The sequence below is a fragment of the Neisseria gonorrhoeae genome (genome assembly GCF_013030075.1).
Lineage (GTDB): Bacteria > Pseudomonadota > Gammaproteobacteria > Burkholderiales > Neisseriaceae > Neisseria > Neisseria gonorrhoeae.
On sequence record NZ_AP023069.1, the window covers coordinates 1,659,089 to 1,673,467 of the forward strand.

General features: G+C 50.9%; 11 protein-coding genes, 2 tRNA genes, 3 rRNA genes and 2 pseudogenes. 5 read left to right on the forward strand and 13 right to left on the reverse strand.

Going from position 1 to position 14,379, the window contains the following annotated elements; all coding sequences use genetic code 11:
• Nucleotides 1–15: 15 nt before the first annotated feature.
• From HT085_RS08705 to HT085_RS08715, 3 genes are all read right to left on the reverse strand, one after another.
• Entirely contained in the window at nt 16–504 is a 489-nt protein-coding gene (locus HT085_RS08705; RefSeq protein WP_025455834.1) for a dihydrofolate reductase, read from the reverse strand.
• Between the two features lie 67 nt (nt 505–571).
• On the reverse strand, nt 572–1,627 hold the full coding sequence (gene aroG, locus HT085_RS08710; protein ID WP_003689853.1) for a 3-deoxy-7-phosphoheptulonate synthase AroG: 1,056 nt from the start codon (nt 1,625–1,627) through the stop codon (nt 572–574).
• A 161-nt stretch (nt 1,628–1,788) separates the two neighbouring features.
• Nucleotides 1,789–2,016 carry a hypothetical protein gene (locus HT085_RS08715; RefSeq protein WP_153707886.1) on the reverse strand — a complete coding sequence of 76 codons (228 nt, stop codon included), beginning with the start codon at nt 2,014–2,016 and terminating at the stop codon, nt 1,789–1,791.
• Between the two features lie 227 nt (nt 2,017–2,243).
• Here HT085_RS08715 and HT085_RS12090 point away from each other — a divergent pair, with 227 nt between their 5' ends.
• Both HT085_RS12090 and HT085_RS12095 read left to right on the forward strand, forming a co-directional pair.
• The gene (locus HT085_RS12090) at nt 2,244–2,540 is read left to right on the forward strand and encodes a hypothetical protein (protein ID WP_003689859.1); all 297 of its coding nucleotides are present in this window, start codon (nt 2,244–2,246) and stop codon (nt 2,538–2,540) included.
• On the forward strand, nt 2,537–2,776 hold the full coding sequence (locus HT085_RS12095) for a membrane protein (RefSeq protein WP_012503951.1): 240 nt from the start codon (nt 2,537–2,539) through the stop codon (nt 2,774–2,776). Before HT085_RS12090 ends, HT085_RS12095 begins: the two co-directional genes overlap by 4 nt.
• 633 nt (nt 2,777–3,409) lie before the next feature.
• Here the strand turns inward: HT085_RS12095 and HT085_RS08730 are convergent.
• The 9 genes and pseudogenes from HT085_RS08730 to HT085_RS08765 form a co-directional block, all read right to left on the reverse strand.
• Complete coding sequence (locus HT085_RS08730; RefSeq protein WP_003703428.1) at nt 3,410–3,805, reverse strand: helix-hairpin-helix domain-containing protein; 396 nt, start codon at nt 3,803–3,805, stop codon at nt 3,410–3,412.
• Nucleotides 3,806–3,909: 104 nt separating this feature from the next.
• Nucleotides 3,910–4,026 (reverse strand): annotated as a pseudogene (locus HT085_RS11945) (competence protein ComE); the annotation flags it as partial.
• A gap of 35 nt (nt 4,027–4,061) precedes the next feature.
• Nucleotides 4,062–4,175 (reverse strand): 5S ribosomal RNA (gene rrf, locus HT085_RS08735).
• 96 nt (nt 4,176–4,271) lie between these two features.
• Nucleotides 4,272–7,163 (reverse strand): 23S ribosomal RNA (locus HT085_RS08740).
• A 347-nt stretch (nt 7,164–7,510) separates the two neighbouring features.
• Nucleotides 7,511–7,586 (reverse strand) — tRNA-Ala (locus HT085_RS08745).
• Nucleotides 7,587–7,591: 5 nt separating this feature from the next.
• A tRNA-Ile gene (locus HT085_RS08750) sits at nt 7,592–7,668 on the reverse strand.
• Between the two features lie 100 nt (nt 7,669–7,768).
• Nucleotides 7,769–9,309, reverse strand: a 16S ribosomal RNA gene (locus HT085_RS08755).
• The 16S, 23S and 5S rRNA genes sit together here with 2 tRNA genes alongside, the layout of an rRNA operon.
• 285 nt (nt 9,310–9,594) lie before the next feature.
• On the reverse strand, nt 9,595–9,753 hold the full coding sequence (locus HT085_RS08760) for a hypothetical protein (protein ID WP_162488836.1): 159 nt from the start codon (nt 9,751–9,753) through the stop codon (nt 9,595–9,597).
• 13 nt (nt 9,754–9,766) lie between these two features.
• Complete coding sequence (locus tag HT085_RS08765; protein ID WP_003689873.1) at nt 9,767–10,573, reverse strand: cytochrome C assembly family protein; 807 nt, start codon at nt 10,571–10,573, stop codon at nt 9,767–9,769.
• 221 nt (nt 10,574–10,794) lie between these two features.
• Between HT085_RS08765 and ffh the strand changes: the two genes are divergently transcribed.
• Nucleotides 10,795–12,165 carry a signal recognition particle protein gene (gene ffh, locus HT085_RS08770; RefSeq protein ID WP_003691889.1) on the forward strand — a complete coding sequence of 457 codons (1,371 nt, stop codon included), beginning with the start codon at nt 10,795–10,797 and terminating at the stop codon, nt 12,163–12,165.
• A gap of 255 nt (nt 12,166–12,420) precedes the next feature.
• Nucleotides 12,421–12,876 carry a four-helix bundle copper-binding protein gene (locus HT085_RS08775; protein WP_003689877.1) on the forward strand — a complete coding sequence of 152 codons (456 nt, stop codon included), beginning with the start codon at nt 12,421–12,423 and terminating at the stop codon, nt 12,874–12,876.
• A gap of 54 nt (nt 12,877–12,930) precedes the next feature.
• On the opposite strand, the pseudogene HT085_RS08780 reads toward HT085_RS08775, so the two are convergent.
• Nucleotides 12,931–13,353 (reverse strand): annotated as a pseudogene (locus tag HT085_RS08780) (nitroreductase family protein); the annotation flags it as partial.
• 46 nt (nt 13,354–13,399) lie between these two features.
• Between HT085_RS08780 and HT085_RS08785 the strand changes: the two are divergent.
• Nucleotides 13,400–14,362, forward strand: coding sequence for an IS110 family RNA-guided transposase (locus HT085_RS08785; protein WP_048596809.1), 963 nt, complete (start codon nt 13,400–13,402; stop codon nt 14,360–14,362).
• Nucleotides 14,363–14,379 lie beyond the last annotated feature (17 nt).

A 14,379-nucleotide genomic window follows, 5' to 3' on the forward strand; every position in this document is an offset into this window, starting at 1 on the left:
GCATCTGCCTTGCGGTTATCCCTTGAGGTAATGCACGAATGTATATGCAACGCCTTTGCTGCTGACACGGCGTTCCGTCCGCTCTGCTTCTTTCCAATGCGTCCGGTCTATTTCTGGGAAAAATGCATCTCCTTCCACAGACAAATCCACTTCGGTTATCCGCAAATCGGTCGCTAATGGCATCGCTTGTCCGTATATCTGCGCGCCGCCCATAATGACGGCTTCTTCCGCGCCGGCGCACAATGCCAATGCCGCCTCCAAACTTGCCACCGTTTCCGCGCCTGCCGCGCAATAATCCGCCTGCCGGCTGATGACGATGTTCCTCCGTCCGGGCAGGGGTTTGACGGGCAGGGATTCCCACGTTTTCCGCCCCATAATGACGGGTTTGCCCAAGGTATAGGCTTTGAAAAATGCGAAATCTTCGGGGATGTGCCAAGGCATAGCATTGCCCGCCCCGATGCACAGGTTTTCCGCACACGCCGCAATTATGGTTATTTTGAGCATATTTTCTCCACAAAAATGCCGTCTGAACGCTTCAGACGGCATTTTATGACATTCTGCGTCAAAAATCTCAACCTGCGCGCGCCATACGTTTTGTGTTCGCACCCGCCAACAATGCCAACAATTCTTCAGTCGCGCCCCAACCGATACACGCATCGGTAATGCTCTTGCCGTACACTTCCGGCTTGTCCTGCCTGCCTTCGACCAAATGGCTTTCCACCATCACGCCCATGATATTGCCGCCGTCCTGTTCCAATTGGTCGGCAATGTCTTGTGCCACTTCCATCTGCCGGGTGTAATCCTTGCGGCTGTTGGCGTGGCTGCAATCGATCATCAGCTTGTCGGTTACCCCTGCCGCACGCAGTTGTTCCACCGCCTCGCTGACGTGTCCCGCATCATAATTCGGCTCTTTTCCGCCGCGCAAAATGACATGACAGTCGGGATTGCCGCCGGTATGGACAATGGCGGAATGCCCGGCCTTGGTTACAGACAAGAAATGATGCGAATGGCTCGCCGCACCGATTGCGTCGATCGCAATCTTCAAATTGCCGTCCGTACCGTTTTTAAAGCCGACGGGGCAGGACAGACCGCTTGCCAATTCGCGGTGGACTTGGCTTTCGGTCGTCCGCGCGCCGATTGCCCCCCAAGAAATCAGGTCGGCATAATACTGGGGTGTAATCATATCCAAAAATTCGGTAGAGGCAGGCATGCCCATATTATTCAGGGACAACAACAGGCTGCGCGCCTGACGCAAACCGAAATTGATGTCGAACGTACCGTCCAAATGCGGGTCGTTAATCAAACCTTTCCAACCCACCGTCGTTCTCGGCTTCTCGAAATAAACGCGCATCACGATCAAAAGCTCGTTTTCATACCGCTTGCGGAGTTTCAACAGACGTTCCGCATATTCCAACGCCGCTTTCGGATCGTGAATCGAACACGGCCCGATAATGACCAACAGCCGCCTGTCCCTGCCGTGAACCAAATCGGAAATTTCCTGACGGGTGCGGTGAACCAAGCCCGAAGCCTCTTTGGAAATCGGCAGCTCGTAAAGATGGGCAATCGGCGGCAACAACTCTTTAACTTCTTTAATCTTAATATCGTCTGTGGGGTAATGGTGTGTCATCTTGCATCTTTCCTGATGGGTTTTTATACGCGGCTTAGGTTACATCGTTTACCTTGCACAAACAAGTGCAACATATTACTACAAAGCTATTTTATTTCAAAATAACTGATATATCTTTTTTCATAGATTTTAAATTTCATATTTTTAATATTTTAGGAATTTTATTTCAAAGAAAAAGAAACAGATTGATAAAAACAATACCCGCCATTCATTCGGGCAAAACCGCACGGAACATCCGTTTTCCCGTTTCCACGACAATCCGGTACAGGACACCCCGCTGCCGATTCCGCCTGCACATCCGGCAAAATTTCATACGCAAGGAAAATGTTGAAAACAAAAAGAACTAATTGCTTGAAAAAAGATTTAATTGGAATGCGGGTATTTCCCACACTTTCTCCATTTATTTATCCTCATTATAAAAACATGAAAAAAAACCCCTGCTTGCACTCTCACTTGCAGCCGTGTCCGCCGTTACGGTAGCCGATATTCCCGAGTCTAACGGCAAAGGCGAATACAAAGTCTTTACCGCTTATGTTAAAGGCAAAGCCACTGCCGGCAATTTGAAAGAAAAATAACGCACACCGTCCATCGGTTTTCGTTCAACGAACGCCACGATATGCGTTTTAAGGCAGAGTACGCCCGAAGCAAAAACGATGCAGACGACAAAAGAGGGAATGCACACATCGCTAACGGCGCAATAGGCAAAATGGCTGCCGTGTATGCCGGTTATACCTACACCCAACCGGGCGGCGAATCCACACGTTTCCGTGGCGGTTTGGAGCGTGTCCAAGTTAAACGTTATCTGGGAGAAAAATGCTGCGGCTACGCCTGTCCAAAAAGCGAACGCTTCACCCTGCAAGCAGATGGTGAAATCCGTCAAAACCTTGGCGAAGGCTGGTTTCTGAAGCTATGAGCGGGGTGGCTGTCTATCTCCGCAACAAAAACAAAATAGCAATTGCCTCCCAAGATGCCAACCTAAACTCCAAAGGCCGGTTCGTCAGCAGCGGTCTGAATGTGGGCAAACAACTGACCGGCAGTCTCGGCGTAGAGTTTGACCCATACTACCGCCACCGCGCAATCCGCAAGTCTGCCGAATTTGTCCCGAACACTACCAAAACCAAAACAGACAGCGAAAAGTTTAACGAGTAGGGCTTCCGCGTAGCCGCAACGTTCTAATTCCCTTACGTATAAAAAGCAGCATAAAAATGCTGCCTTTTCCCATTTCCAAGGGAAGTATTCCGTAGTGCAGCTTACCTCATTGTTTCACACAAACCGAAAATGCCGTCTTAAAACCAATTTTCAGACGGCATTTGTCCCTTAAAACACGTTTTTTCAAGCGCGACCATACCAAACACCCACAGGTTGCCTTCCACCCTTCGTACAACCTTTGCTCCATCAAACATCCACTTCCTAAATACTGATGTATACTGATGTCTGCTTAGGTTGAATCGGCATTCGTACGATTACGGCACACCGCCTAATCTGTACCTGCGTCTGTTGCGCCCAATACCAAAGGCTACCTGAAAATCTCCCAAACTTTTCAGGTAGCCTTATCACGTTTTCAACTGCCGCCACACGCCCAAAGACCGCCTGAAACCCTTTTTCAGACGTTCCGCTCTGATACACCCAACAAAACGCTGCCCGAACGCATGTTCAGACGGCATTTCCTTTGCATCGATTCATTCCCCGATATAGCGCAGGTCTTTCTCCAGCCATTTCCCTTCCAAACAAAGAACAAAAAAGCGCCGGCGGCAGCCGATGCCCCTTCCTTTACAGGTTCCCCTATTTTTTAACCGCAGGCAGCACCGGTTTGGCGGGGCCTTTTGGTGCGGGCGCGCCGACGGAAGCCTGGTCTTTCAGCTTCGCCAGCACCGCCGGACCGATGCCCTTCACCTTGATCAAATCGTCCACAGACTTGAACGCGCCGTTTTGCGCGCGGTATTCCGCAATGGCCTTCGCCTTCGCCGGGCCTATGCCCGGCAGCGCCTCCAGCTCCTGCTGCGAAGCCGCATTGATGTTTACCGCCGCAAGGGAGAAGGCGCAGGAGAACAGCATACAGAACAATACAAACATTTTTTTCATGGTTTTTCCTTTAAGGGTTGCAAACAACAAACCGCATCTTGCGACGATATGGCGGATTAACAAAAACCGGTACGGCGTTGCCCCGCCCCGGCTCAAAGGGAACGGTTCCCTAAGGTGATGAAGCACCGGGCGAACCGGTTCCGTACTATCCGTACTGCCTGCGGCCCGCCGCCTTGTCCTGATTTTTGTTAATCCGCTATAAAACGGGTCATTCTAAAATGAATATCCCAAAGTTTCAAGCCGTTCCTCCGCAAACCCGACCGGACACCGTACAGATGCCGTCCCGCCATCCCCGACATTTTTTCCGGGCAAAGCAAAAACCCCCGGATATCCGGGGGTTTTCTGAAAGGGTGTTTGGCAGTGACCTACTTTCGCATGGAAGAACCACACTATCATCGGCGCTGAGTCGTTTCACGGTCCTGTTCGGGATGGGAAGGCGTGGGACCAACTCGCTATGGCCGCCAAACTTAAACTGTTGCAAATCGGTAAAGCCTTAATCAATATATTCGGTAATGACTGAATCAGTCAGTAAGCTTTTATCTCTTGAAGTCCTTCAAATGATAGAGTCAAGCCTCACGGGCAATTAGTATGGGTTAGCTTCACGCGTTACCGCGCTTCCACACCCCACCTATCAACGTCCTGGTCTCGAACGACCCTTTAGTGCGGTTAAACCGCAAGGGAAGTCTCATCTTCAGGCGAGTTTCGCGCTTAGATGCTTTCAGCGCTTATCTCTTCCGAACTTAGCTACCCGGCTATGCAACTGGCGTTACAACCGGTACACCAGAGGTTCGTCCACTCCGGTCCTCTCGTACTAGGAGCAGCCCCCGTCAAACTTCCAACGCCCACTGCAGATAGGGACCAAACTGTCTCACGACGTTTTAAACCCAGCTCACGTACCACTTTAAATGGCGAACAGCCATACCCTTGGGACCGACTACAGCCCCAGGATGTGATGAGCCGACATCGAGGTGCCAAACTCCGCCGTCGATATGAACTCTTGGGCGGAATCAGCCTGTTATCCCCGGAGTACCTTTTATCCGTTGAGCGATGGCCCTTCCATACAGAACCACCGGATCACTATGTCCTGCTTTCGCACCTGCCCGACTTGTCGGTCTCGCAGTTAAGCTACCTTTTGCCATTGCACTATCAGTCCGATTTCCGACCGGACCTAGGTAACCTTCGAACTCCTCCGTTACGCTTTGGGAGGAGACCGCCCCAGTCAAACTGCCTACCATGCACGGTCCCCGACCCGGATGACGGGTCTGGGTTAGAACCTCAAAGACACCAGGGTGGTATTTCAAGGACGACTCCACAGAGACTGGCGTCTCTGCTTCCAAGCCTCCCACCTATCCTACACAAGTGACTTCAAAGTCCAATGCAAAGCTACAGTAAAGGTTCACGGGGTCTTTCCGTCTAGCAGCGGGTAGATTGCATCTTCACAACCACTTCAACTTCGCTGAGTCTCGGGAGGAGACAGTGTGGCCATCGTTACGCCATTCGTGCGGGTCGGAACTTACCCGACAAGGAATTTCGCTACCTTAGGACCGTTATAGTTACGGCCGCCGTTTACCGGGGCTTCGATCCGATGCTTGCACATCTTCAATTAACCTTCCGGCACCGGGCAGGCGTCACACCCTATACGTCCACTTTCGTGTTGGCAGAGTGCTGTGTTTTTAATAAACAGTCGCAGCCACCTATTCTCTGCGACCCTCCGGGGCTTACGGAGCAAGTCCTTAACCTTAGAGGGCATACCTTCTCCCGAAGTTACGGTATCAATTTGCCGAGTTCCTTCTCCCGAGTTCTCTCAAGCGCCTTAGAATTCTCATCCTGCCCACCTGTGTCGGTTTGCGGTACGGTTCGATTCAAACTGAAGCTTAGTGGCTTTTCCTGGAAGCGTGGTATCGGTTGCTTCGTGTCCGTAGACACTCGTCATCACTTCTCGGTGTTAAGAAAACCCGGATTTGCCTAAGTCTTCCACCTACCGGCTTAAACAAGCTATTCCAACAGCTTGCCAACCTAACCTTCTCCGTCCCCACATCGCATTTGAATCAAGTACAGGAATATTAACCTGTTTCCCATCGACTACGCATTTCTGCCTCGCCTTAGGGGCCGACTTACCCTACGCCGATGAACGTTGCGTAGGAAACCTTGGGCTTTCGGCGAGCGGGCTTTTCACCCGCTTTATCGCTACTCATGTCAACATTCGCACTTCTGATACCTCCAGCACACTTTACAATGCACCTTCATCAGCCTACAGAACGCTCCCCTACCATGCCGGTAAACCGGCATCCGCAGCTTCGGTTATAGATTTGAGCCCCGTTACATCTTCCGCGCAGGACGACTCGACCAGTGAGCTATTACGCTTTCTTTAAATGATGGCTGCTTCTAAGCCAACATCCTGGCTGTCTGTGCCTTCCCACTTCGTTTACCACTTAATCTATCATTTGGGACCTTAGCCGGCGGTCTGGGTTGTTTCCCTCTTGACAACGGACGTTAGCACCCGCTGTCTGTCTCCCGAGGAACCACTTGATGGTATTCTGAGTTTGCCATGGGTTGGTAAGTTGCAATAACCCCCTAGCCATAACAGTGCTTTACCCCCATCAGTGTCTTGCTCGAGGCACTACCTAAATAGTTTTCGGGGAGAACCAGCTATCTCCGAGTTTGTTTAGCCTTTCACCCCTACCCACAGCTCATCCCCGCATTTTGCAACATGCGTGGGTTCGGTCCTCCAGTACCTGTTACGGCACCTTCAACCTGGCCATGGATAGATCACTCGGTTTCGGGTCTACACCCAGCAACTCATCGCCCTATTAAGACTCGGTTTCCCTACGCCTCCCCTATCCGGTTAAGCTCGCTACTGAATGTAAGTCGTTGACCCATTATACAAAAGGTACGCAGTCACACCACTAGGGCGCTCCCACTGTTTGTATGCATCAGGTTTCAGGTTCTGTTTCACTCCCCTCCCGGGGTTCTTTTCGCCTTTCCCTCACGGTACTGGTTCACTATCGGTCGATGATGAGTATTTAGCCTTGGAGGATGGTCCCCCCATATTCAGACAGGATTTCACGTGTCCCGCCCTACTTTTCGTACGCTTAGTACCGCTGTTGAGATTTCGAATACGGGACTGTCACCCGCTATGGTCAAGCTTCCCAGCTTGTTCTTCTATCTCGACAGTTATTACGTACAGGCTCCTCCGCGTTCGCTCGCCACTACTTGCGGAATCTCGGTTGATTTCTTTTCCTCCGGGTACTTAGATGGTTCAGTTCTCCGGGTTCGCTTCTCTAAGCCTATGTATTCAACTTAGGATACTGCACAGAATGCAGTGGGTTTCCCCATTCGGACATCGCGGAATCATAGCTTTATTGCCAGCTCCCCCGCGCTTTTCGCAGGCTTACACGTCCTTCGTCGCCTATCATCGCCAAGGCATCCGCCTGATGCACTTATTCACTTGACTCTATCATTTCAAGAACTTCTTTGACTTCGTTTACCTACCCGTTGACTAAGTAAGCAAACTTGAAATCCCTACTTTGATAAAGCTTACTGCTTTGTTGTGTCTTAATCCTGCCTTTTGTGTTTCAGGATTAAGTCGATACAATCATCACCCAAATACTATGTTTGTTTTCTTTTCTCTTGCGAGAGATTTTTTATCCTTTGCAAAGAATAAAAAATCAAAACAAACTCATTGTCTTTGTTTGTTGATTTCGGCTTTCCAATTTGTTAAAGATCGATGCGTCGTTATTCTACTTCGCAAATCAAAATAAGCTGCTAAAAACAGCAAACTTGCTTTCATTTGTAAAGTTTTGGTGGAGGCAAACGGGATCGAACCGATGACCCCCTGCTTGCAAAGCAGGTGCTCTACCAACTGAGCTATGCCCCCGTTCTTGGTGGGTCTGGGAGGACTTGAACCTCCGACCCCACGCTTATCAAGCGTGTGCTCTAACCAGCTGAGCTACAAACCCGGTTTCCCTTCTTAAGCGAACCTTGCCTTCACTCAAGCTTCTTCCGCATCTTTTCAGTTTACCGATAAGTGTGAATGCCTAAAGCCCCTTCTTTCTCTAGAAAGGAGGTGATCCAGCCGCAGGTTCCCCTACGGCTACCTTGTTACGACTTCACCCCAGTCATGAAGCATACCGTGGTAAGCGGGCTCCTTGCGGTTACCCTACCTACTTCTGGTATCCCCCACTCCCATGGTGTGACGGGCGGTGTGTACAAGACCCGGGAACGTATTCACCGCAGTATGCTGACCTGCGATTACTAGCGATTCCGACTTCATGCACTCGAGTTGCAGAGTGCAATCCGGACTACGATCGGTTTTGTGAGATTGGCTCCGCCTCGCGGCTTGGCTACCCTCTGTACCGACCATTGTATGACGTGTGAAGCCCTGGTCATAAGGGCCATGAGGACTTGACGTCATCCCCACCTTCCTCCGGCTTGTCACCGGCAGTCTCATTAGAGTGCCCAACCGAATGATGGCAACTAATGACAAGGGTTGCGCTCGTTGCGGGACTTAACCCAACATCTCACGACACGAGCTGACGACAGCCATGCAGCACCTGTGTTACGGCTCCCGAAGGCACTCCTCCGTCTCCGGAGGATTCCGCACATGTCAAAACCAGGTAAGGTTCTTCGCGTTGCATCGAATTAATCCACATCATCCACCGCTTGTGCAGGTCCCCGTCAATTCCTTTGAGTTTTAATCTTGCGACCGTACTCCCCAGGCGGTCAATTTCACGCGTTAGCTACGCTACCAAGCAATCAAGTTGCCCAACAGCTAATTGACATCGTTTAGGGCGTGGACTACCAGGGTATCTAATCCTGTTTGCTACCCACGCTTTCGGACATGAACGTCAGTGTTATCCCAGGAGGCTGCCTTCGCCATCGGTATTCCTCCACATCTCTACGCATTTCACTGCTACACGTGGAATTCCACCTCCCTCTGACACACTCGAGTCACCCAGTTCAGAACGCAGTTCCCGGGTTGAGCCCGGGGATTTCACATCCTGCTTAAGTAACCGTCTGCGCCCGCTTTACGCCCAGTAATTCCGATTAACGCTCGCACCCTACGTATTACCGCGGCTGCTGGCACGTAGTTAGCCGGTGCTTATTCTTCAGGTACCGTCATCGGCCGCCGATATTGGCAACGGCCTTTTCTTCCCTGACAAAAGTCCTTTACAACCCGAAGGCCTTCTTCAGACACGCGGCATGGCTGGATCAGGCTTGCGCCCATTGTCCAAAATTCCCCACTGCTGCCTCCCGTAGGAGTCTGGGCCGTGTCTCAGTCCCAGTGTGGCGGATCATCCTCTCAGACCCGCTACTGATCGTCGCCTTGGTGGGCCTTTACCCCGCCAACCAGCTAATCAGATATCGGCCGCTCGGATAGCGCAAGGCCCGAAGGTCCCCTGCTTTCCCTCTCAAGACGTATGCGGTATTAGCTGATCTTTCGATCAGTTATCCCCCGCTACCCGGTACGTTCCGATATGTTACTCACCCGTTCGCCACTCGCCACCCGAGAAGCAAGCTTCCCTGTGCTGCCGTCCGACTTGCATGTGTAAAGCATGCCGCCAGCGTTCAATCTGAGCCAGGATCAAACTCTTATGTTCAATCTCTAACTTTTTAACTTCTGGTCTGCTTCAAAGAAACCGACAGGACAATGTTCAAAACATCATCTCGTCTGTCTTTCAAACAGTGCGAGGCCCAAGGCACTCACACTTATCGGTAATCTGTTTTGTTAAAGAGCGTTGCGAAATTATAAAGTATCCCTTCCGCCTGTCTAAGATATCTCTCGATATTTCCGACATTCCGTGCTATACTTTTCAGTTCGTCCGCCGCTTCGGCAGCGGCGAAGAACCGAACTATACGCCCGCAGGGGAAAACAGTCAATACTTTCAGCGGGATTTTTTTTGGGGAAATTCGTCATGTCGCTGTCGGATAAGGTTTTTTATCTCCGCCAAACGCTGCGCCGCCTCCAACCCCCCCTCCTCTTCTCCTCCGGCTGATGCGCCTTTGTGAATATGCCGCCTGAAACTCGGGGCTTCAGACGGCATCTGTTGGCTCTTCTTATCTTTTCAGAATGATTTCCAATACGAACTTGCTGCCCATATAGGCAATCATAAGGCTGACAAATCCGATGATGGTCCACACGGCGGCTTTTTTGCCGCGCCATGCGGTCATGCTGTGTTTGAGCAGCAGTCCTCCGTAAATCAGCCATGACAATATGCCGAATACGGTTTTATGGGTAAATGTCATGGGTTTGCCGAATACGGCTTCGGCGAAGAATGTGCCGCTGACGACGGAATAGGTCAGCAGGATGAAACCTGCCCACATGGCCTGGAACATGAGTTTTTCCAAACTGAGCAGCGACGGCAGGAATCCTGCGAGCTTGGAGAAGTTTCTGCGGTGCAGGCTCCGGTGCAGCAGCAAGCTCAAAACGGACAATAATGTTGCGATGCCGAACAGCCCGTATGCAAGCAGTGATGTGCCGATATGCAGCATAAAGGGAAAGTCGGTAATTTCATATCCCGAGAATTTTCCCGGGAAAACCAAACCTGACAGCAGCATCAGTGCGGCGCAAGGATACAGCAGCAACTGCACTCCGCGCAGCGGATAAAAAAAGCTGCCGGCAAAATAAATAAACAGCATCATCCAAACAATCAGGCTGCCGGAATACCCGAAGCCCATAATGATGATTTTGTCTTGAATGACCGGCATCAGCAGTGCCGCGCCGTGGACGGTCAATGCCGCGCCCAAAACCGGCAATTCCGTCTTCCACGGGTAATCCCGGCCGCGCCCCTGCTGTTGGCAGTGCCATGCAAATGCACCCAATCCTGCGTAAACCGCCGTCAAAAAGATGAAAACTGTCGGCATGGTGGACTTTCTCTATCTATACTGTTGCGCCGTATGCGGCCGCTTATGAAATATTGGAACTTTTAACGTTGGAATTGTAAAATCCCCGTTTCGGGCAAGCCTTGACGGATTTGCCGATATGCTGTCCGGCACACAAGCCGCATCAAATTATTTTGATTTTATTTTAACAAAGAATGCCCCTGATGGGGCAAGCTATTCTTACTTCAGACCAAGGACCAAGTATGTTAGACAATTTAACCGGCCGCTTCAGCAATGTCTTCAAAAACATCCGGGGGCAGGCCAAACTGACCGAAGACAATATTAAAGAAGCCTTGCGCGAAGTCCGACTCGCCCTGCTTGAGGCGGATGTCTCCCTGCCTGTCGTCAAAGAGTTCGTCAACAACGTCAAAGAAAAGGCCCTCGGTCAGGAAGTGGCGGGCAGCCTGACGCCTGACCAAGCCTTTATCGGCGTGGTCAACCAAGCCTTAGTCGAACTGATGGGCAAGGAAAACAAAACACTGGATTTATCGGTTTCACCGCCTGCCATCATTTTGATGGCCGGTTTGCAGGGTGCCGGTAAGACAACAACCGTCGGCAAACTCGCCCGCCTGCTGAAAAACGATCAGAAGAAAAAAGTTTTGGTGGTATCCGCCGACGTTTACCGCCCTGCCGCGATTGAACAGCTGCGCCTGTTGGCCGAACAGGTCGGCGTAGATTTTTTCCCATCCGATACCAACCAAAAACCGGTTGAGATTGCAACTGCCGCCGTTGATTACGCCAAAAAACATTTTTACGATGTATTGATGGTCGATACCGCCGGCCGTTTGGCAATCGATGAAGAGATGATGAACGAAATCAAAGCGCTTCATGCGGTGGTCAACCCGGTTGAAACTTTGTTCGTTATCGATGCCATGCTGGGTCAGGATGCGGTAAATACCGCTCAGGCATTTAATGAAGCCCTGCCGCTGAACGGCGTCGTATTGACCAAGATGGACGGCGACTCGCGCGGCGGTGCGGCATTGTCCGTACGCCATGTAACCGGCAAACCGATTAAATTTATCGGCGTCGGCGAGAAAATCAACGGCCTCGAACCTTTCCACCCCGACCGTCTTGCCAGCCGTATCCTCGGCATGGGCGACGTATTGACCCTGATTGAAGACGTTCAAAAAGGTATTGATGAAGAAGCCGCCGCCAAAATGGCGAAAAAGCTGCAAAAAGGCAAAGGCTTTGACCTCAATGATTTTAAAGAACAAATCCAGCAAATGCGCAATATGGGCGGTTTGGAAAACCTGATGTCGAAAATGCCGGGCGAACTGGGTCAAATATCGAAACAAATCCCCGAAGGTACGGCTGAAAAAGCGATGGGCAAAGTAGAAGCCATCATCAACTCGATGACCCCTAAAGAACGCGCCAACCCTGCCCTGCTCAAATCCGGCCGCAAACGCCGTATTGCGATGGGCGCGGGCACGACCGTGCAGGAAGTGAACAAATTGCTCAAACAGTTTGAACAAATGCAGCAGATGATGAAGATGTTCAGCGGCAACGGTTTGGGCAAACTGATGCGCTTGGCCAAAGGCATGAAGGGAATGAAGGGAATGTTTCCCGGTCTTTAATGTTTGAAAACAAAAGCCGTCTAAAACGATTTTCAGACGGCTTTTTGTCTGTTACCATGTCTGCGCATCATTTCAAAACAGGTTGATGCACCCTTCCTCGAATTTCCGAATAGCTAAAACATGCCTGCTCGTGCGACAATTTCACACCTGCAAAATCAAGCAGTTATTCAGAAAATCGTACCGATCCGGCCAGGGCAGTATGGTAAGTGTGTACCTTATGCCGGACCCGCATGTTGAAACATAAAGGAAAAAATCATGAACCGTCGTCAATTTTTGGGCAGCGCCGCTGCCGTCTCTTTGGCTTCCGCCGCCTCTTTCGCGCGTGCGCACGGACACGCCGACTACCACCATCATCACGATATGCAGCCTGCCGCCGCATCCGCCTACACCGCCGTCCGCCAAACTGCCGCACACTGTCTGGATGCCGGACAGGTTTGCCTGACCCACTGCCTGTCCCTGCTCACTCAGGGCGACACGTCTATGTCCGACTGTGCGGTTGCCGTGCGCCAGATGCTTGCCTTATGCGGCGCGGTGCACGACCTTGCCGCACAAAATTCCCCTCTGACACGCGACGCGGCAAAAGTGTGCCTCGAAGCGTGCAAACAGTGTGCCAAAGCCTGTAAAGAACACTCCGCCCACCATGCGGAATGCAAAGCCTGTTACGAGTCCTGCCTCGACTGTATCAAAGAATGCGAAAAACTCGCCGCCTGATACTGAAAAATGCCGTCTGAACGGGGTTCAGACGGCATTTTTTTGACCGCGAAATTATGCGCCGAACACTTTCAAACGTTCCGCAACGGGTTCAAAGACCTTTTCACCTGCCGCCCCTTCAATACCACCGATAACCATTTGCGCGCGCAACAGCCAGTTTTCGGGAATATTCCACGCTTTAGCAATCGCCACATCGGGCAAGGGGTTGTAATGTTGCAGATTTGCACCTGCACCGACCGCGGCAAGTGTCGTCCAGACGGCATACTGTACCATAGCGTTCGCCTGGTCCGCCCAAACGGGAAAGTTGGCGGCATAAGCAGGGAACTGCTCCTGCAAACCTTTGACGACATTTTGATCTTCATAAAACAAAATGGTTGCCGCGCCCGCCTTAAACAGCTTCAATTTTTGCGCGGTCGGTTCAAAACTGTCGGCAGGCACGACGGCACGCAGCGCGTCTTCGACAAATTGCCACACCTTATATATTGCGCCCCTTCTTAGGGACGCAATATATAAGGGTAATCCCATGCGTAACGCCGTAGGATTGGACATATCCAAGCTGACATTTGACGCAACGGCCATTGTCGGCAATGCCGAATATTCGGCAAAGTTTGACAACGATTCAAAAGGTTTAGATCAGTTTTCGGACCGGTTGAAAAGCTTGGGATGTCAGAATCTGCATATCTGCATGGAGGCAACCGGCAATTATTATGAAGAAGTTGCCGACTACTTCGCGCAGTATTACAGCGTTTACGTAGTGAACCCGCTGAAAATAAGCAAGTATGCAGAAAGCAGGTTCAAGCGAACCAAAACAGGCAAACAGGATGCAAAACTGATAGCGCAGTATTGCCGGTCGGCGCAGGAAAGCGAGCTTGTAAAGAGGCAGAAGCCTACGGACGAGCAATACAGGCTTTCACGGATGATCGCAGCATACGCGCAAATCAAAAGCGAATGCGCGGCAATGAAAAACCGTCATCACGCGGCAAAAGATGAAGAAGCGGCCAAAGCATATGCGCAAATCATCAAAGCCATGAATGAACAGCTTGAAGTTTTAAAGGAGAAGATAAAAGAGCAGACGGAGAAGCCTAACTGCAAGGAAGGCGTGAAGCGTCTTGAAACCATACCGGCAATAGGCAGAATGACCGCAGCCGTATTGTTTCATCATCTAACATCTTCGAAATTTGAAACATCAAACAAATTTGCAGCGTTCGCAGGCTTAAGCCCGCAACAAAAAGAATCCGGGACAAGCGTAAGGGGAAAAGGCAAACTGACCAAGTTTGGCAACAGGAAATTACGCGCCGTCTTGTTTATGCCGGCCATGGTCGCATACCGGATAAGGGCATTTCCCGACTTCATCAAAAGGCTGGAAGAAAAGAAGAAGCCTAAAAAAGTCATCATCGCAGCATTGATGCGTAAACTCGCCGTTATTGCGTATCACGTACATAAGAAAGGCGGAGATTACGATCCATCGCGTTACAAATCGGCGTAAATCCCGAAAGGAAAAAA